We start from the raw sequence: 17,554 nt of genomic DNA, 5'->3' as shown, positions 1-17,554 counted from the left end.
CACCGCTCGCGGGACACGCCGCAAGTACGTCCCTGTAGGCTCGGTGGCGGCATCCATGCCGCCACACGGTCCCGCAAGCGGTGAGGACACCACGCCAGACAGTTGGTTGGTGGTTTTGTTGAAAAGCAAAGACACCGCGTCGCACGGTTTGCTGATTGCTCTGTTGAAAGCTCTACACACCGACCATCTCGACTGGTCCTTGCCCACCCACCGTCGCGGGACCCTTGGCGGCATGGATCCCGCCACGGAGCTACATGGATGTACTTGCAGCGTGTCCCGCGATGGTGGGCGGGCAAGGGCCCTGCAGCAAAGGCGCAGATAATCCGATTTGCGCCTGGTCTACCTGGGTCGAGCAATCAGGTAGCGACGACCGCATCGTGCGTGTGTATCGCGATCAATTTGTTCTATTGAAGTCTTGTCGAGGCGAAGACACCACGCCACAGTTGGCCGGTGGTGTGTTGAATAGCGAAGATGCCGCGTCGCCATCTTGCCAGCTGCTTGTTGAAACCCGTGCGCACCGACCATCTCCACTGATCCTTGCCTGCCCACACCACGCCGGACAGTTGGCTGGTGGTTTTGTCTAAAACGAACATGCCATGTTGCTGGTTTCTTTTTGACGCTCTGCGCACCGACCATCGTGGACGGTCCTTGCAGCAACGTGGCGGTTGATCCGGCCTGCGACGAATCGACTGCCCTGGGTGGCAAAACGATCGCGCGGTCTACGTTCCTCCAGCGGCGCTCGCCACGTTCGCAGGCAGCCAAGCTGCACCACGCGATGCATGCCGGTATTCCACCTGATCACGGACCCCTGCCGAAAGTCATTTGACGCAGCAATCATCGCCCGGCAAGAATCGGCGATGCCGCGTGGAGCGCTCCACGCATCACCACACCACCTGCGCGCCGCGCGGGACTATTGGGGAGTTGCCCGTGCAGCGACGTGATTTCCTGGCCCTCACCGGGCTGACCATGGGCGGGCTGATCGTGCCGGCCTATTTCGGCAAGGCGATCGCCGCCGAGCAGTTGTTGACACCCTTCGATGTGGGCCGCAAGAAGCGCCTGGCCGACGCCGGCTTGAACGCTGCGCGTCAGGCAGGGGCGAGCTATTGCGACGTGCGCATTGGCCGCTATCTGCGCCAGTTCGTGATTACCCGCGAAGACAAGGTGCAGAACGTGGTCAACACCGAGTCCATCGGGGCCGGCGTCCGCGTGATCGTGGGCGGTGCATGGGGCTTTGCCGCCACCAACGAGCTCACCGAACAAGGCGTGGCCAAGGCCGCCGCGCAGGCAGCGGCGATTGCCAAGGCCAACGCCAAGGTGCAGGGCACGCCGGTGCAGCTGGCACCGACGCCGGGCGTTGGCGAAGTCAGCTGGAAGACGCCGATCAAGAAGAACGCGATGGAAGTGCCGATCAAGGACAAGGTGGACCTGCTGCTCGGCGTCAACGCCGCAGCCACCGCGGCCGGCGCCAACTTCGTCAACTCGATGCTGTTCGTGGTTAACGAGCAGAAATATTTCGCCAGCACCGACGGCTCCTACATCGACCAGGACGTGCACCGCATCTGGGCCCCGATGAGCGTGACCGCCATCGACAAGGTCAGCGGCAAGTTCCGCACGCGCGATGGTCTGTCCGCTCCCATGGGCATGGGTTACGAATATCTGGATGGCGCCGCATCCGGCAAGTTCGTCTCGCCCAACGGCGTGGTGAATTACGGCCTGTCTTACGACATGAAGGAAGACGCCATCGCCGCCGCCAAACAGGCGCAGGAGAAGCTCAAGGCACCATCGGTGAAGCCGGGCAAGTACGACCTGGTGCTGGACCCGTCGCATACCTGGCTGACCATCCACGAGTCGGTGGGCCACCCCCTGGAGCTGGACCGCGTGCTCGGCTACGAGGCCAACTACGCCGGCACCAGTTTCGCCACGCTGGACAAGCTCAAGGCCAACTTCCAGTACGGCAGCGACAAGGTGCACATCCTGGCCGACAAAACCCAGCCCGGCAGCCTGGGCGCGGTGGGCTACGACGATGAAGGCGTCAAGACCAAGCAGTGGGACCTGATCCGCGACGGCAAGCTGGTGGATTACCAGGCCATCCGCGACCAGGCGCATATCCTGGGCAAGACCGCGTCCGATGGCTGCTGCTATGCCGACTCGTGGTCGAGCGTGCAGTTCCAGCGCATGGCCAACGTGTCGCTGGCGGCCGGCAAGACGCCGCTGAGCGTGAGCGAGTTGATCAAGGACGTGGAAAACGGCATCTACATCATCGGTGACGGCTCGTTCTCGATCGACCAGCAGCGCTATAACGCGCAGTTCGGTGGGCAGCTGTTCTACGAAATCAAGAATGGTGCGATCACCCGCATGCTCGAAGACGTGGCCTACCAGATCCGCACGCCGGAATTCTGGAATGCCTGCAGCGCCGTGGCCGATCAGCGCGACTACCGCCTGGGCGGTTCGTTCTTCGACGGCAAGGGCCAGCCGAGTCAGGTCTCGGCGGTCTCGCATGGGTCGTCCACCGCCCGTTTCGACGGCATCAACGTCATCAACACCGCCCGCTCGCTCGGCTGACAGGAGAAACCCACATGAGCATCCTTACCGAAGCGCAGGCCAAGGCCATTCTGGACAAGGTCATCAAGCTGTCCAAGGCCGACGAGTGCACCGCCACGCTCACCGGCTCGATCGACGGCAACATCCGGTTTGCGCTCAACAACGTGTCCACCAGCGGCATCGTCGACAACACCGACCTGCAGGTGCAGGTGGCGTTCGGCAAGCGCGTGGGCGTTGCCACCATCAACGAATTCGATGACGCCTCGCTGGAACGGGTGGTGCGTCGCGCCGAAGACCTGGCGCGGCTGGCCCCGGAAAACCCCGAGTTCATGCCGGCGGTCGACAAGCAGACCTACAAACCCAGCCCCACCTTCAGCGAGTCCACGGCAGCGGTGGACCCGACGTTCCGTGCGCAGGTCGCGGCCGATTCGATCGCACCGTGCAAGGGCAAGGGCCTGATCGCCGCCGGCTTTCTGGAAGACGGCCAGAGCTTTACCGCGTTCGCCAACAGCAAGGGCAACTTCGGCTACCAGCGCGGTGCGCGCTTCGACTACACCTGCACCGTACGCACCGAAGATGGCCGCGGTTCGGGCTGGGTGGGCCGCAACCTGAAGGATGCCGCCGACTTCAAGGCCGAGCAGGACATCCGCATTGCGATGCGCAAGGCCAGCGACTCGTCCGAGGCCAAGGCACTGGAACCGGGCAAGTACACGGTGATCCTGGAGCCGGCCGCGGCGGCCGGGCTGATCTCCTTCATGATGAATTTCTTCGACGCACGCCGCGCCGATGAAGGCCGCAGCTTCCTGTCCAAGAAGGGCGGCGGCAACAAGCTCGGCGAGCAGGTCTACGACCCGCGCGTGAACATCACCGCCGACCCGTGGGATGCGCGCGCGGCGGTGCTGCCGTGGGACGAGGAAGGCCTGCCGCGCGAGAAGATGGCCATCGTGGAAAACGGCAAGATCGCCAACCTGCAGTATTCGCGTTTCTGGGCGCAGAAGAACGGCAAGCGTGCGGTCGGCGAGCCGGGCAACCTGCTGATGGCCGGCGGCGACAAGAACATCGCCGAGCTGGTGCGCGGTACCGAGAAAGGCATCCTGGTCACGCGCACCTGGTACATCCGCATGGTCGACCCGCAGACCGTGCTGCTCACCGGGCTCACCCGCGATGGCACGTTCTACATCGAGAACGGACAGATCAAGTATCCGGTGAAGAATTTCCGCTTCAACGAATCGCCGGTGATCATGCTCAACAACATCGACGAACTCGGCAAGCCGGTGCGCGTGGCTGGCGACGAATCCAGCTTCGTGATGATGATTCCGCCGATGCGGCTGCGTGATTTTACGTTTACCTCGTTGTCGGATGCGGTGTGAGTGAGGGGCAGGGATTCGGGAATGGGGATTCGGGATTCGGAGAGCGCATGCAGCTCTCCTGCGCCCGTCATCTTGCCGGCACGTGTTGTTCCAGCGCTCCGATCCCCGGTGCCGTGCTTGGCTGATCGCCGCCACTTTCTCGGTCTGCTGCTCGGTAGCGTCGCTGCGTTGGCGCTACCGCGGCAGGCACGGGCGGCGGGTCATTACGATTTCTGGTTCACCCGGCTGCGGTATGACTCGGGCGATTGGGATGTGGATGCGCGCATGCCGTCCAACCTGATCACCTCGTTGATCGATTACACCCAGTTGCGCGTGGACCCGGAGGAGCATGTGCTGGATCTGGCCGACCCGCGCATGCTGCAGGCGCCGTTCTGCTATCTGTCCGGGCACAAGCTGGTGGAGTTCAATCCGGCCGAGCGGCGCAATTTCGAGCACTACGTACGCAATGGCGGCTTCGTGTTCGTGGACGACTGCAATCACGATATCGATGGCCTGTTCGCCACCTCGTTCGAAGCGCAGATGGCCTCCATGTTCGGCAAGACCGCATTGCAGAAGTTGCCCAAGTCGCATCGCCTCTACAGCGCGTTCTTCAAGTTTCCCGATGGCCCGCCGGCCACCGGCTTCGAGCTCAATGGCTGGGGCGATGACCTGGTGCACGATTACCTCAAGGGCATCAGCATCGACGGCCGGCTGGGGGTGCTGTACAGCAACAAGGATTACGGCTGCGAATGGGATTACGACTGGCGCAACAAGCGCTTCCTGGCCGAAGACAACACCCGCTTCGGCGTCAACATCGTGATGTATGCGTTGACCAACTGACATCGATCCGTAGGAGCACGCTGGCGCGCGATGAGGCTTTATCGGTAACGCCACATCGCGCGCCAGCGCGCTCCTACGCCAGCAGCCACATAACGAGACGTTTTCCATGACTTCCCCCAACGAAGACACCCTCAGCGCCCAGCTCTCGCAACTTGGCGCACTGCGTGCCGCGCTGGCCCAGGCCGTGGTTGGGCAGGACGCAGTGGTGGAGCAGTTGTTGATCGGCCTGCTGGCCGGCGGCCATTGCCTGCTGGAAGGTGCGCCCGGCCTGGGCAAGACGCTGCTGGTGCGCTCGCTGGGCCAGGCATTGGAACTGCAGTTCCGCCGCGTGCAATTCACCCCCGACCTGATGCCCAGCGACATCCTGGGCACCGAGTTGCTGGAAGAAGACCATGGCACCGGGCATCGGCATTTCCGTTTCCAGCAGGGCCCGATCTTCACCAACCTGCTGCTGGCCGACGAGCTCAATCGCACCCCGCCCAAGACCCAGGCGGCGCTGCTGGAGGCGATGAGCGAGCGCACCGTCAGTTATGCCGGCACCACCTATGCGTTGCCGGCGCCGTTCTTCGTGCTGGCCACGCAGAACCCGATCGAACAGGCTGGCACCTACCCGTTGCCGGAAGCGCAGCTGGATCGGTTTTTGCTGCATGTGCGGGTGGATTACCCCAGCGAGCAGGAAGAGCGCGACATCCTCAGCCAGACCACCGGCAGCGCCAGCGCGCAGGTGCCCAAGGTGATGGACGCGGCCAGTGTGCAGGCGCTGCAGCGACAGGTGCGCGATGTGCATGTGGGCGCGGAGCTGCTGACCTGGATCAACCGCCTGGTGCGTGCCAGCCGGCCCGGCCCGCAGGCCGCCGACGCGGTGCGGCAGTGGGTCAAGTGGGGCGCCGGCCCGCGCGCCGGGCAATCGCTGGTGCTGGCGTCCAAGGCCCGTGCCTTGCTGCACGGGCGCTTGGCTGCCACCCGCGAGGATGTGCTGGCGCTGGCAGCACCGGTGATGCGCCATCGCCTGCTGCTGTCGTTTGCCGCCGAGGCCGAACAGCGCAGCGCCGACGATGTGGTCGCCGCGCTGCTGCACGCCGTGCCGTACCCGGGCTGAGCGCGACATGCACGCCCCGTTGCCGGCGCTGATTCCAGCCGATGTGCGCAGCCGCCTGCGCGGCCTGCAGCTGCGGGCGCGTCAGGCCCAGGGCGGCCACGGCATCGGCCAGCACGCCAGCCGCAGCCGCGGCGCCGGTCTGGAATTCGCCCAATACCGCGCTTACGAGCCGGGCGATGCGCTGCGCCAGATCGACTGGAAGCTGTACGCACGCTCGGACCGCTTTTTCGTGCGCGAAGCCGAGCGCGAAAGCCCGCTCACCGTGTGGCTGCTGCTCGATGCCACCGCATCGGCCGGGCAGGCCGACAGCGCGCGCCGGGACCACACCCGCCTGCACACGATGGCCACGCTGGCCGCCTGTGCGGCAGAGGTGGCGCTGCAGCAGGGCGATCGCGTCGGGCTGTATGCCTTGCATGGCGGCGGCCTGGTGGCGGTGCCGGCCGGTGTCGGCAGCCGCCAGCGCGACCGGCTGTGGCTGGCCTTGCACGGCCTGCGCGCCGGTGGCCGCTGGCCGGGGCTGGATGCGGTGCGTCCGTTATGGGAACGCATCGCCGCACACGACCTGCTGCTGTCCATCGGCGACGGCTTCGATGAAGAACTGGCCAGCGCACTGGAAAAATTCGCCGCCGCCCGCCGCGACGTGGTGCAGCTGCAGGTGCTGACCTGCGATGAGCGCGATTTCCCGTTCGATGGCGGCCACCGCTTCCGCGACCCGGAAACCGGCGAAGAACTGCTCGGCGATGGCGCGGCGATGCGCGCGGACTACCTGCAGCGCTTTGCCGCCGCCCAGCGCGCGCGTCAGGCACGCTGGCAGGCCGCCGGCATCGCGCACGCCGTGCACTATCTGGATGCACCGCCCGACGCCACCCTGCGCCAGGTGTTTGCCCGGGGCATGACGCGATGAGCGTGCGGGTGCAGTGCGCCGTGCGGCGCGCGTGGTTGGCGGCCAGCCGGTCAGCGGCCGGCACCCCCGCTGCGCCGCTGCACCGTCCACGCTCGTGCAGCGCAGCCGCTGCACGGCGGTGTTGCGGCAACGCCGGAGCATGGCAGTGAACCTGCTGCTGCTCTTCCCCGCCGGGCTGGCCGCACTGGCGGCCCTGCTGATGCCGCTGCTGATCCATCTGGCGCGGCGTAGCGAGCACCGGCCCACCGACTTTGCCGCGCTGCGCTGGTTGCGGGCACTGCCGCGCCCGCGTCACCGCGTGCGCCTGGACGAGCTGCCGTTGCTGCTGGTGCGCTTGCTGCTGCTGGCCGCCGTCGCGCTGCTGCTGGCCGAGCCGGCCATGCGCGAGCATGACGATGCACGCCCGCGTGTCGCGCTCAGCCCGGGGGTCGATATGGCCGCCGCACGCCAGCTCGGCCACGCCACGAACGCGCAGTGGGTGTGGCTGGCACCGGGTTTCCCGCCGGTCAATGCAGATGCGAATGCCGATACCCCGACGACATCCGCCACCCCCGCCAATGCCGCACAGCCAGTCTCCAGCCTTTTGCGCGAACTCGATGCCAGCCTGCCGCCGGGCGCCGCGCTCAGCGTCATCGTACCGGCCCAATGGGGCCCGCTGGATGCGCAACGCCTGCAGGTGTCGCGCCAGGTGCACTGGCACGTGGTGCCCGGCCAATCGCCGATGACGGCGCCGGCCGCTGCCGCGCCGCTGCGCCTGCAGGCGATTGCCGACGATAGTGCCGCACCGGCCCTGCGCTATCTGCGCGCCGTGCATGCCGCCTGGGCGCTGCCGGGCAGCCTGCCGGTGGGCACGCCGGCCGCTGCCCAGCCGGCGCGCTGGGCCCCCGGCACGGTGGTGGCCTGGCTGCCGCACAGCGCCCCGCAGGCGTCAGTGATGGCCTGGGTCGCAGCCGGCGGCCAGCTGCTGGTGGATGCGCAGACACCGCTCCCGCCCACACTCGCCGCCGCGCTGCAGCCGGTGCAACAAGCGGCCTCCGGCGAACCAGTGATCGATGCCGCAGCACTCGGCCGCGGACGCGTGCTGCGGTGGGCTGCGCCGCTGCAGCCGCAGCAACTGCCCGCGCTGCTGGAGGCCGATTTCCCAACCCGGCTGCACGACACCCTGCAGCCGGCGCCCACACCACAGCGCGCGCTGGCGCAGACCCAGCAACCGCAGCGCGGTGCCGCTACGCGCCTGAGCACCGCACCCTGGCCGCTGGCGCCGTGGCTGATCGGCCTGGTGCTGCTGCTGTTCGCGCTCGAACGCTGGCTCGCCACCTCGCCGCGCCGGGCCAACGCCGCATGAGCACGCCGGCACTGCAGCAGGCGTGGCGGGCGGCACGGCGGCGCCAGGCCGCAGGTGTGCTGCTGTTCGGGCTGCCGCTGGCGGCGGTGCCGGCGGCACTGGCGTGGCGGGCCGGTGCGCCGGCAGCGGTGATTCCGCTGCTGCTCCTGGGCCTGCTGGCAGTGCTCGGCGTGGCAGCGCTGGAGGCGCGTCGGCTCGACCAGGCCTGGCTGATCCGCCGGCTGGACCGCGAGACCGATCTGGAAGACAGCAGCGATTTGCTGTTCGCCCCGCTCACCCAGCTCGGTCCGCTGCAGGCCTTGCAACGGCAACGCCTGGAGCAGCGCCTGCGCAGCAGCCCGCGCGATCTGCGCCCGGCCTGGCCGTGGCGGCGCTTGTGGCCGTGGAGCACGGTCGGTGTGCTCGCCTGCGCTGCGTTGCTGCTGTGGCCACCACCGGCCACCCAACGCACGCCGCCAGCCGACCGCATGGCTGCCGCGCGCGCCGGCAGCGGCGCGCCCACGCTGCGGCAGGCGCAGCTACGTAGCAGCCCGCCCGCCTACACCGGCCTGCCTGCCACGCGCCTGCCCGGGCTGGATGCGCGGGTGCCCGCCGGCACCCGGCTGGACTGGCAATTGCAGGTCAGCCCGGCGCCGCGCAGCGTGGCGCTGCGGCTCAGCGACGGCCGCCTGATCCCGCTTGCCCGGCAAGGCGGCAGCGGCCACTGGCATGGCCACTGGATCGCCGAACGCCCCAGCCTGTATCGCATCCTGATCGACAACGCCCCGGCCGACCGCCAGCTGCATCGGCTGGACGTGCTGCCCGACCGCCCGCCGCAGGTGCGCGTGCTCGCGCCCGAACAGAGCCTGGTGCTGTGGACGCCGGCCAACGGGGCCTGGGCGCTGCGCTTCGAAGCCAGCGACGACTACGCCGTGGCCGCCAGCGCCGAGCTGCGGCTCACCCTGGCCCAGGGCAGCGGCGAAAACATCACCTTCACCACCCAGCGCCGCGCGCTCACCGGCAGCGGGCCGGCCACCCGCCGCAGCTTCGCCACCACGTTGCAACCGCAGGCCCTGGGCATGGCGGCCGGCGACGACCTGATCGCGCAACTCATCGTCCACGACACCCGCCAGCCCGGCCCGCAGGAAGGTCGCAGCGCCAGCGTGATCCTGCGCTGGCCGCCGCCGGAGCAGACCATGGCCACCAGCCTGGAGGCCAGCGTCAAGCAGACCCTGCCGGCGTACTTCCGCAGCCAGCGCCAGATCATCATCGACGCCGAGGCGCTGCTGAAGGAACAGCCGCGCCTGGACGCGGCCACGTTCCTCAAGCGCTCCGACGCCATCGGCGTGGACCAGCGCCTGCTGCGGCTGCGCTACGGCCAGTTCCTGGGCGAAGAGAGCGAAGGCGCGCCGCAAGGTCCGCCGACCGCCGACGCGCCACCCACCAGCGACGCCCCCGCCGACGATCTGCCCACCGCCGATGCGCCAAGCGCGCCCGCCGCTGCTGCAGACACCCACGCGCACGCCGGGCATGACCACGCCGACCACGACAAGGCCAGCGCCGCCGAGCCCGGCGCCGCCGCGCTGGACGACCATGACCACGATCACGGCGGCAGCAACGGCCGGCCCGAACGCAGCAGCTTCGGCCAAGCGGAAAACGTGCTGGCCGAGTACGGCCATACCCACGATCACGCCGAGGCCGCCACCCTGCTCGACCCGCAGACCCGCGCCCTGCTGCGCGCTGCGCTGGACCAGATGTGGCAGTCCGAAGGCGAGCTGCGCCAGGGCCACCCCGAGCGCGCCCTGCCCTTCGCCAACAAGGCGCTGGGCTTCATCAAGCAGGTGCAGCAGGCCGAGCGCATCTACCTGGCGCGGGTCGGCACGCAGCTGCCGCCGATCGACCCCAGCCGGCGCATGAGCGGCAAGCGCGATGGCATCGGCCCCGGCCCCGATGCGCTGGATGCGCGCACCCGCCCCGACCCGCAACCGATGGCGCTGTGGCAGGCCCTGGGCGAGGCCGCACCCATGCACGATGCCGCCGCGCTGGATGCCTTCGCGCGCTGGCTGGCTGCCCACGAGCGCCAGCTCGATGCGCCGCTGGATCTGGCCGCCGCCGTCGAGACCCTGCGTGCCACACCCGACTGCGCCCGTTGCCGGCAGCACCTGCGCGCGCTGCTCTGGCCGGTGCTGGTGCGCCCACCGGCCGCCGTGCAGCCGCGCGCGGCGCCCGATGCCGGCGGCCAGCGGTATCTGGATGCCTTGCACGCACAGGAGCGTCGCTGATGCCGGCCTGGTTCGTCATCGTCCTGCTGGCCCTGATCACGCTGCTGGCGTGGTGGCGCCTGCGCGCTGCGCGCATCGCCGGCTGGCGCAAGGCCGCCCTGCTCGCCCTGCAACCGCTGTGCGCCGCGCTGCTGTACTGCACGCTGCTCCCGCCGCCACTCCCCGGCCCCAGCGGCACCCTGGTGGTGGCCACCGCCGGCGCCGGCATGGCCTCGCTCGCGCTGGCGCCCGGCGACCGTCTCATCGCGCTGCCCGAAGCATCGCCCGGCCTGCTCCACGCCGAGCGCATGCCCGATCTGGCCACCGCACTGCGCCGCCATCCCGGCACCACCGGGCTGCGCATCGTTGGCGCCGGCCTGCCCGCGCGCGACCGCGACGCGGCACGTGGCTGGCCGCTGCATTACAGGCCGCCGCCCCCCACCCCGGGCCTGACCGAGCTGGTCACCCCGGCGCTGGCGGCGCCGGGTGACGACGTGGCCATCGCTGGCCGCATCACCGGCCTGCCCGCAGCCACCGTCGAACTGCTGGACCCGGCCGGCCGCCGCGTGGATCTGGTCGCCCCCAACAGCGCCGGACGCTTCCGGCTCACCGGCAGCGTGCGCGCCGCCGGCGATAGCGTCTTCGTGGTGCGCGTGCTCGGCCCGGACGGGCGCCCGCGCGACCGGGCCGATGTGCCGGTGTCGACCGTCGATACGCCTGCCGCCGCCCTGTGGATCCTTGCCGGCGCGCCGCAGCCGGAGCTCAAGTACCTGCGCCGTTGGGCACACGACGCCGGCCTGCAGCTTCACACCCAGATCGCCACCGGCGGCGGCGCGCAGCTGGGCGACGCCCCACGGGTGCTGGACGCCTCCACGCTGGACCGCACCGACCTGCTGGTCATCGACGAACGTGCCCTGGCCGCGCTGTCGCGCGCGCAACGCATGACCCTGCGCGCCGCCGTCGAGCGTGGTCTTGGCCTGCTGCTGCGCCTGACCGGCCCGCTGGATGCCGCACAACGCAGCGCCGTTACCGAGCTTGGTCTGCCGCTGCGTGGCGATGACGCCGGCGCGCCGATGCAGATGGCGGCCGCCCGTGCGCCGCAGCCTGCCTCGGCGATGGCGCAGCAACCCGCTACAGGGACCGGCGGTAGCGCAGCGCCGGCATTGCCCGTGCTGGAACGTCGCACCCTGGTGCCCGATGCAGACGATGCCATCGCCGTGCTGCGCACCGCCAACGGCACGCCATCGGCGTGGTGGCGTGCGCATGGACGCGGACGGATTGGCCTGATCACCCTCACCGACAGCTACCGCCTGGTGCTGCAGGGCCACCCCGCACTGCACGCCGCGCTGTGGAGCCAGACGCTCTCGCCCCTGGCCCGCGCCCACCCCGCACCACGCCTGGCCACCCGCACCGGCTGGCGCAACCAGCGCATCGGCGTGTGCAACCTGGGCAGCGCAGCGCAGTTGCAGGCGCCCGACGGCACCACTGCCCCGTTGCCACCGGACCCGGCCACCGGACCGGCGGCCTGCGCCGGCCTCTGGCCCGAGCACACCGGCTGGTATCGCTGGCAGGACGCGCACCGCGGTGGTGCCCTTTACATCCGTGCCCCCGCCGACGCCCCCGCGCTGTCTGCCAACACGCAACGCGACGCCACCCTGGCGCTGGTCACCCCCAGCAATGCCACCCGCCAGGCGCAGCCCGCACCGCAGCCCGGCCCCCGCTGGCCGTGGTGGCTGGGGTTTGTAGTGGCCGCCGCGCTGCTGTGGTGGCTGGAGCGGTGGCGTGCGGATCGCCCGGTGCCTTCGGGCAGGCAGGGGTAGGCGTCACCCCGCGCGTGGCCGGTGTGCGCTGGCTTCACGCGCGCCACTGCTGGGCGCGCGCGATCGCTGTGTCGCTGCGGGTCTGGGTCGGTTCAACGCACAGCCCAGCGCTGATGCCCTTTGCTGCGTACGCCGCACATTGCCTGCAGGAAGCGGCGCAGTGCGAGGCGGTCACGGCCGTCACTTGGGGGGAGAATCGCTTGCGCGGCATTGGCGCGTGTGCGTTGGAGTGCCTCCGCTGCCAGCGCGGGCCGGGGCGCGGAGCGGGAATTGAGGCGAAGCCTGGTTGGCACGCACTGCAGGCTTCGCCCGAACCCTCATCCGCCCTTCGGGCACCTTCTCCCGGAGGGAGAAGGGAGCGTGTGGTCGACAGCCTCGTGTGTCCGAGCACCTTGAGGCCTGCACGACACCGCGAGGGGCTGGGGCTTTTCTGGCGTGTCGATGACGCGCTTGTGGCGCCGATGCATGGCCTTTGCTCGGAGATCGACCGGGCTTTGCATCGCTACTCCCGACGCGGCAGAGGCTACCCGCGTCGCCACACCCGGCAATGATTGTTCGCCGGCAATGCTACGTCGTCGATCAACTGCAAGCCGGCCGCCGTTGCCAACGCATCCACGGCGTCGGCATCGCGAATGCCCGAGGCGGGGTCGCGTTCGCGCAGCATCGCGTCGAAGGCGCGATTGCTGTCGCTGGTAAATTGCCCATTGCGATTGAACGGCCCATACACCGCCAGCACTGCCTGCGCCGCCATTACTGCGGGTAAGCCTGCAAACAAGGCCTGCACCTGCGGCCAGCCCATGATGTGCAAGGTGTTGGCACTGTAGATCGCATCGAAACCACGCTGGCCATCGGGCAGCACGGGCAAGGCCGGCAGTGGCGCCAAACCAGCCGTCGGCGTCAGCACCGCCTGCAGGACGATCGGCTGCGGCGTGTTGGGCAGCGCGGCTTCATCCAACCATTGCTGCATGCCCGGCAAATGATCGGCGTGGTCGCTGGCCTGCCACTGCAACCACGGCATCGCCGCGGCAAAGTGCACGGCGTGCTGGCCGGTGCCTGCACCGATTTCCAGCACATGCCGCCGGTCGGCGAAGTGCTGCTGCAGCACCTGGAGAATCGGATCGCGGTTGCGCGCGGAGGCGGGGGAGAATGGTTTATTCATCGTGCTTAGATCTTTGAAGTCCGAATTATTCAACGAGATGCGAGGTCAAGTGACCAGGTTGACGATCAGGCTTTCTTCCCTGCCCCGTAGACGGAATGTGGACATCCATCCCATCTCTTGGATACCCATCGCGCCACTATCGGCGGGGGGGATCTACTCACGAGGACATCTGCATGAACAAGGCCGTTACTTTTTGCACCGCAAGTATTTTATTGGCTGTTGCCAGCCTAGCCTCCGCGCCCAGCGCTCATGCGCAAGCGTCAACGGTACTGCTTGATTGCACAGGCAGTGATTATTGTTGGGCGGGAGTAGACAGCCCGGGGTCCCCTCAGCCGTTCAAATACGCCTGGAGTTTCAGCAACACGGCAGGCGCCATCTTTCCCAGAAACTGCACCAACAGCTCCGATTGTTCTTTTTATTGCCCACGCACCAGTACCTTCATCAACGCCACGGTCATGGTGAGTGACGCGAACAACCAATTTGTCGGCTCTGCCACCGCACGGGCACTCTGCACGCCGCAGCCAATCTGACTCACGCCTGCGACAGATCGTGTCCATGGGCACGGGATCGACCAGGCACGTCCAGCTGGTCGATCCCACCGCCACACACCTCACCGCGCCGCAGGTAACGCCTCATACGCGCGCCGCACTGCCTCTTCGCCGAACTGCCGTTCCAGCCGGCGCACGATGAAATGGCCGCGCGCCATCGCCTGGAAGTGGCGCATGAACACCGTGTTGAGCGTGGCACCGCTGACCGCGCCGACCAGGGGCACCGCCTGCACGGCGAGTTTTTCGCCCACGTTGACCGAGAACTTGGCAGCCACGCGCGCGACCAGCGACACCAACGCCGGTGCGCCCTTGCTGGCAAAACCGTGCGCGGCCACGTGGCGGGCGGCGGCGCTGAGCTGCTGGGCCATCGCTGCACGCACCGCGAAATAGCCCGACTCGGCGCCGTCATCCACCACGCTGCGGCCGCCGTGCGCCAGCACTTCCAGGCAGGCCAGCGCGGTCTCCGGGTCCTGCAGCGATTCGCCTTCGGCACGCGCGATGTCGGCAATGGAGCGCAGCATCACGGTGGTGGTCAGCGGCAGCTCCACCATCAACCCCGGCAGGCCGAAAAACCCGCCAGCGCCGCCGGCCACCGCCACTGCCATGGTGTGGCGCGTGGTGGACGCCGGCTGCAGGGGCTCGGTCTTGCCGCGCAGGCTCAACAGCGCCGACTTCATCGCCACCTGCAGCGCGCGGCGGGTCACCCCGTCGATGCTGCGGGTCACCATCCTGGGCAGCCGTCTGGTGATCAGGCTCTCGATCGGCGCGCCCAGCGCATTGGCCAGTTGCGCCGCAACACCGGGGTTTTCCAGCAATGCGTGGGCCGTGGCCAGATCGCGCTGCGCGGCAGCGTCCATCACCGGTATCGGAAGCGTCGTCATGCCTGCTCTCGCTCGTAAGGGGCCTGGGCCGATGGTACCCAGCCTCGCGTGAGCGTCTTACGAGCGGCGTGCGCAGACTCGGTTGCCGCTGCAGGTGCCGGCAAAATGCGCGATCATCGGCGTCCACGCAGGCAATGCCCACCAGATGAACCGTGAGATCCGCCACAGCATCGTGATTGCCGCCGCGCCGGAAGTGGTGTCCGCCGCGCTGTCCGAGCCCACCCAGCTGGCCCGCTGGTGGACCCGTGAGGTGCGGCTGGTGGACGGCCGCGTGTGCCTGGACTGGAGCGGGCACGGCTGGCAGGTGGAGCTGCGCATCGATGACGGCGCCGACCACCGGCTGGTGTGCTGGCACTGCGAGCGCTCTAACATGCTCGACACCCTGGCCTGGGAAGGCACGGTGATGCGCTTCGATCTGATCTCCACCAGCCAGGGCACGCGGGTGGAGTTCGTGCAGTCGGGGTACCGCGAGTCGCCATGCTTCGACGCCTGCTCGCAGGGCTGGCAGTACTTCCTGGGCAGCAGCCTCAAGCGTTACGTCGAAACCGGGGAAGGCACGCCCTATCCGGACGTGCCCGACCCCCGCAGTCCGGTGCGCTAGTCGCGCGCCGCGCCGCTAGGCCGTGCGCGGCTGGCCCAGTGACGGTGCCGCGGGCACCGGCAACTGCGCATCCACCGTCACCGGGATGTCGGACTGCAGCAATGCGCGCGCTTCGGCATCGCTGGCCACCGCCGGCGGCGAACCCCGCAGCGGCAGGCCGGCGGTCTCGCGCACGAACAGCATGGTCACCAGGCCGACCGCCGCTGCACCCATCAGGTAATACGCCGGCACCAGCGGGTCGCCGGTGCGTTCCACCAGCCAGGCGGTCACCAGCGGCGTGGTCCCGCCGAACAACGACACCGACACGTTGAAGGCGATCGACAACGCGCTGTAGCGCACCGGGGTGTAGAACAGCGCCGGCAGCGTGGACGGCATCGAACTGGTGAAGCACACCAGCGCCAGGCCCAGCAGCATCAGCCCGGCGAAGATCAATCCATCGTGGCCGCTGCCGATCAGCAACAGGCACGGGATGGCCAGCGCAAACAACGCAATGCAGGCGCCGATGATCATCGGGCGCCGGCCCAGCTTGTCGCTGAACAGGCCGCCGACGATATTGAGCGGCATCATCACCAGCATCACCAGGATGATCAGCAGCAGGCCCTTGCTCTCGGCATAGCCCATGGTGACGCTGAGGTAGCTGGGCATGTAGGTCAGCAGCATGTAGTCGGTGACGTTGAACACCAGCACCAGCCCCACGCACTTGAGCAGCTGCGGCCAGTGCAGGCGCAGCAAGGTCATCAGGCCCTGGCCGGCGGTTTCGCGCTCGCGCTGTTCCGATTGCTCGGTGTAGGCGCGAAAGGCCGGGGTTTCTTCCAGCTTCATGCGCATGTACAGGCCCAGCAAACCCAGCGGCCCGGCGATCAGGAATGGCACGCGCCAGCCCCAGTCCAGCATCTGCGCCGGGCTCACGCTCATGTGCAACGCGGTCACGGTGGCGGCGCCGGCGATATAGCCGCCCAGGGTGCCGAATTCCAGCCAGCTGCCCATCAGGCCGCGGTTACGGTCGGTAGCGTATTCGGCAATGAAGGTCGCCGCGCCACCGTATTCGCCGCCGGTGGAAAACCCCTGCAGCAAGCGCGCCAGCAACAGCAGTGCCGGTGCCCACAGGCCGATGCGGTCGTAGGACGGAATCAGGCCGATGCTGAAGGTACCCAGCGCCATCAGGATCATCGTGGCCGCCAGCACCTTCTGCCGCCCGTAGCGATCGCCCAGCGGGCCGAACACCATGCCGCCGATCGGCCGCACCAGAAACGCGACGGTGAAGGTGGCAAAGGTGGCGATCAGCTGCGCCGTGGGATTGCTCGCCGGAAAGAACACCTGGCCCAGCGTCACCGCCAGGTAGCCGTACACGCCGAAGTCGAACCACTCCATCGCATTGCCCAGCGCAGCGGCGCCGACCGCCCTGCGCAGCATGCTGCGGTCCACCACGGTGACCTCGTCGAGGTGCAGCTGGCGGCGGCGTTTGAACCAACCGAAATGCGAACGGATCGCGCGTGTGTCGTGCATGAGCTTGGTCTCCAGACTGGCTTGCGGCCACCGCTACCCGCACGTCCCGGCAGCTGCACAGGACACGGCACATCACGCATACACGGCACAGGCACATGCACTGGAGTGGCCGGAGGCATTCCCGGACGGCCGCGTCAACTCAGCGGCGCTGCGGGACAGATGACCAACGAGATGGGCGTATGCCCAAGGGCTTGATCAGTGCGCCATGTTACACCAGCGTGCAGATCGCTGCAGACGCGACTGCATATGGCGCTGGATTTGGGGTCTTTTTTGCGGAGTTTTGCAGACGATTCACACGCACACCACTGCGCGCGCGGCCTGTAGGAGCGCACCAGGGCGCAACGGCGGTATCGATAATGCCCTTCGCGCCCAGGTGCGCTCCTACGGCAATTAGCCGATGTCGAGTGCCGACAATAGCGGCTGCAGGTCCTCGCGCGTTTGCGGGCGGACCGCGCGGGCGACTTCTTCGCCATCGCGCAACAGGATTACGGTGGGCCAGAGCTTGACGCGGAACGAGCGGCCCAGCGGGCGCCCTTTTCCATCTTCGACCTTGCGGTACTCGATTGCATCAAAGCCACCCAGCAGTTTCTGCAGCAGCGGTTGTGCGGCAATGCAATGCCCGCACCAATCGGTACCGAATTCCAGCACCTGCACACCGCGATGCGCATCGATGTCGCTGCGCTCCGGTGCCTGCGTGGCATAGTCGCGAACAAACCCCATC

At 68.3% G+C, this 17,554-nt stretch carries 15 protein-coding genes; 10 read left to right on the top strand and 5 right to left on the bottom strand.

Annotated features, from left to right (window positions below):
* Positions 1 to 404 precede the first annotated feature (404 nt).
* Complete coding sequence (locus ABQZ09_RS15370; protein WP_184553729.1) at positions 405 to 593, bottom strand: hypothetical protein; 189 nt, start codon at positions 591 to 593, stop codon at positions 405 to 407.
* Between the two features lie 334 nt (positions 594 to 927).
* Between ABQZ09_RS15370 and ABQZ09_RS15365 the strand changes: the two genes are divergently transcribed.
* From ABQZ09_RS15365 to ABQZ09_RS15330, 8 genes are all read left to right on the top strand, one after another.
* Entirely contained in the window at positions 928 to 2,562 is a 1,635-nt protein-coding gene (locus ABQZ09_RS15365) for a TldD/PmbA family protein (RefSeq protein WP_039406515.1), read from the top strand.
* A 14-nt stretch (positions 2,563 to 2,576) separates the two neighbouring features.
* Positions 2,577 to 3,911, top strand: a complete 1,335-nt coding sequence (locus tag ABQZ09_RS15360; RefSeq protein ID WP_039406491.1) for a TldD/PmbA family protein — start codon at positions 2,577 to 2,579, stop codon at positions 3,909 to 3,911.
* A gap of 21 nt (positions 3,912 to 3,932) precedes the next feature.
* The gene (locus ABQZ09_RS15355) at positions 3,933 to 4,730 is read left to right on the top strand and encodes a DUF4159 domain-containing protein (protein ID WP_349777308.1); all 798 of its coding nucleotides are present in this window, start codon (positions 3,933 to 3,935) and stop codon (positions 4,728 to 4,730) included.
* A 106-nt stretch (positions 4,731 to 4,836) separates the two neighbouring features.
* Positions 4,837 to 5,829 carry an AAA family ATPase gene (locus tag ABQZ09_RS15350; RefSeq protein ID WP_349777307.1) on the top strand — a complete coding sequence of 331 codons (993 nt, stop codon included), beginning with the start codon at positions 4,837 to 4,839 and terminating at the stop codon, positions 5,827 to 5,829.
* A 7-nt stretch (positions 5,830 to 5,836) separates the two neighbouring features.
* Positions 5,837 to 6,733, top strand: coding sequence for a DUF58 domain-containing protein (locus ABQZ09_RS15345; RefSeq protein WP_349777306.1), 897 nt, complete (start codon positions 5,837 to 5,839; stop codon positions 6,731 to 6,733).
* Between the two features lie 145 nt (positions 6,734 to 6,878).
* On the top strand, positions 6,879 to 8,078 hold the full coding sequence (locus tag ABQZ09_RS15340; protein ID WP_349777305.1) for a BatA domain-containing protein: 1,200 nt from the start codon (positions 6,879 to 6,881) through the stop codon (positions 8,076 to 8,078).
* Positions 8,075 to 10,339, top strand: a complete 2,265-nt coding sequence (locus ABQZ09_RS15335) for a hypothetical protein (RefSeq protein ID WP_349777304.1) — start codon at positions 8,075 to 8,077, stop codon at positions 10,337 to 10,339. The genes ABQZ09_RS15340 and ABQZ09_RS15335 overlap by 4 nt, the downstream gene beginning before the upstream one ends.
* Positions 10,339 to 12,138, top strand: coding sequence for a carboxypeptidase regulatory-like domain-containing protein (locus ABQZ09_RS15330; RefSeq protein WP_349777303.1), 1,800 nt, complete (start codon positions 10,339 to 10,341; stop codon positions 12,136 to 12,138). Before ABQZ09_RS15335 ends, ABQZ09_RS15330 begins: the two co-directional genes overlap by 1 nt.
* Before the next feature lie 523 nt (positions 12,139 to 12,661).
* Here the strand turns inward: ABQZ09_RS15330 and ABQZ09_RS15325 are convergent.
* Positions 12,662 to 13,297, bottom strand: coding sequence for a DUF938 domain-containing protein (locus ABQZ09_RS15325; protein WP_349777302.1), 636 nt, complete (start codon positions 13,295 to 13,297; stop codon positions 12,662 to 12,664).
* Between the two features lie 173 nt (positions 13,298 to 13,470).
* Here ABQZ09_RS15325 and ABQZ09_RS15320 point away from each other — a divergent pair, with 173 nt between their 5' ends.
* Positions 13,471 to 13,827, top strand: a complete 357-nt coding sequence (locus ABQZ09_RS15320; protein ID WP_147423602.1) for a hypothetical protein — start codon at positions 13,471 to 13,473, stop codon at positions 13,825 to 13,827.
* 80 nt (positions 13,828 to 13,907) lie between these two features.
* Here the strand turns inward: ABQZ09_RS15320 and ABQZ09_RS15315 are convergent, their stop codons facing one another.
* Positions 13,908 to 14,726, bottom strand: coding sequence for an EcsC family protein (locus ABQZ09_RS15315; RefSeq protein ID WP_139051302.1), 819 nt, complete (start codon positions 14,724 to 14,726; stop codon positions 13,908 to 13,910).
* A 145-nt stretch (positions 14,727 to 14,871) separates the two neighbouring features.
* On the opposite strand from ABQZ09_RS15315, the gene ABQZ09_RS15310 reads away from it, so the two are divergent.
* The gene (locus ABQZ09_RS15310) at positions 14,872 to 15,327 is read left to right on the top strand and encodes an SRPBCC family protein (protein WP_039406505.1); all 456 of its coding nucleotides are present in this window, start codon (positions 14,872 to 14,874) and stop codon (positions 15,325 to 15,327) included.
* A 15-nt stretch (positions 15,328 to 15,342) separates the two neighbouring features.
* Here ABQZ09_RS15310 and proP read toward each other — a convergent pair whose 3' ends face one another.
* Together proP and ABQZ09_RS15300 are read right to left on the bottom strand one after the other, a co-directional pair.
* Positions 15,343 to 16,833 carry a glycine betaine/L-proline transporter ProP gene (gene proP / locus ABQZ09_RS15305; RefSeq protein ID WP_228315086.1) on the bottom strand — a complete coding sequence of 497 codons (1,491 nt, stop codon included), beginning with the start codon at positions 16,831 to 16,833 and terminating at the stop codon, positions 15,343 to 15,345.
* A gap of 390 nt (positions 16,834 to 17,223) precedes the next feature.
* Positions 17,224 to 17,553 (bottom strand): thioredoxin family protein, encoded by a 330-nt coding sequence (locus ABQZ09_RS15300; RefSeq protein ID WP_349777301.1) that lies wholly within the window; start codon positions 17,551 to 17,553, stop codon positions 17,224 to 17,226.
* Position 17,554 lies beyond the last annotated feature (1 nt).

Origin of the sequence: Xanthomonas sp. WHRI 6106 (assembly GCF_040202405.1) — a bacterium.
GTDB classification, from domain to species: Bacteria; Pseudomonadota; Gammaproteobacteria; order Xanthomonadales; family Xanthomonadaceae; genus Xanthomonas; species Xanthomonas cannabis.
This window is presented reverse-complemented; position numbering and strand designations above follow the sequence as displayed.

Bases quoted from the DNA above. Each gene is read 5' to 3' on its own strand.
- proP (WP_228315086.1), bottom strand. From the start codon at position 16,833: ATGCACGACACACGCGCGATCCGTTCGCATTTCGGTTGGTTCAAACGC.
- ABQZ09_RS15325 (WP_349777302.1), bottom strand. From the start codon at position 13,297: ATGAATAAACCATTCTCCCCCGCCTCCGCGCGCAACCGCGATCCGATT.
- ABQZ09_RS15320 (WP_147423602.1), top strand. From the start codon at position 13,471: ATGAACAAGGCCGTTACTTTTTGCACCGCAAGTATTTTATTGGCTGTT.
- ABQZ09_RS15360 (WP_039406491.1), top strand. From the start codon at position 2,577: ATGAGCATCCTTACCGAAGCGCAGGCCAAGGCCATTCTGGACAAGGTC.
- ABQZ09_RS15355 (WP_349777308.1), top strand. From the start codon at position 3,933: ATGGGGATTCGGGATTCGGAGAGCGCATGCAGCTCTCCTGCGCCCGTC.
- ABQZ09_RS15370 (WP_184553729.1), bottom strand. From the start codon at position 593: ATGTTCGTTTTAGACAAAACCACCAGCCAACTGTCCGGCGTGGTGTGG.
- ABQZ09_RS15345 (WP_349777306.1), top strand. From the start codon at position 5,837: ATGCACGCCCCGTTGCCGGCGCTGATTCCAGCCGATGTGCGCAGCCGC.
- ABQZ09_RS15330 (WP_349777303.1), top strand. From the start codon at position 10,339: ATGCCGGCCTGGTTCGTCATCGTCCTGCTGGCCCTGATCACGCTGCTG.
- ABQZ09_RS15300 (WP_349777301.1), bottom strand. From the start codon at position 17,553: ATGGGGTTTGTTCGCGACTATGCCACGCAGGCACCGGAGCGCAGCGAC.
- ABQZ09_RS15335 (WP_349777304.1), top strand. From the start codon at position 8,075: ATGAGCACGCCGGCACTGCAGCAGGCGTGGCGGGCGGCACGGCGGCGC.
- ABQZ09_RS15315 (WP_139051302.1), bottom strand. From the start codon at position 14,726: ATGACGACGCTTCCGATACCGGTGATGGACGCTGCCGCGCAGCGCGAT.
- ABQZ09_RS15310 (WP_039406505.1), top strand. From the start codon at position 14,872: ATGAACCGTGAGATCCGCCACAGCATCGTGATTGCCGCCGCGCCGGAA.
- ABQZ09_RS15350 (WP_349777307.1), top strand. From the start codon at position 4,837: ATGACTTCCCCCAACGAAGACACCCTCAGCGCCCAGCTCTCGCAACTT.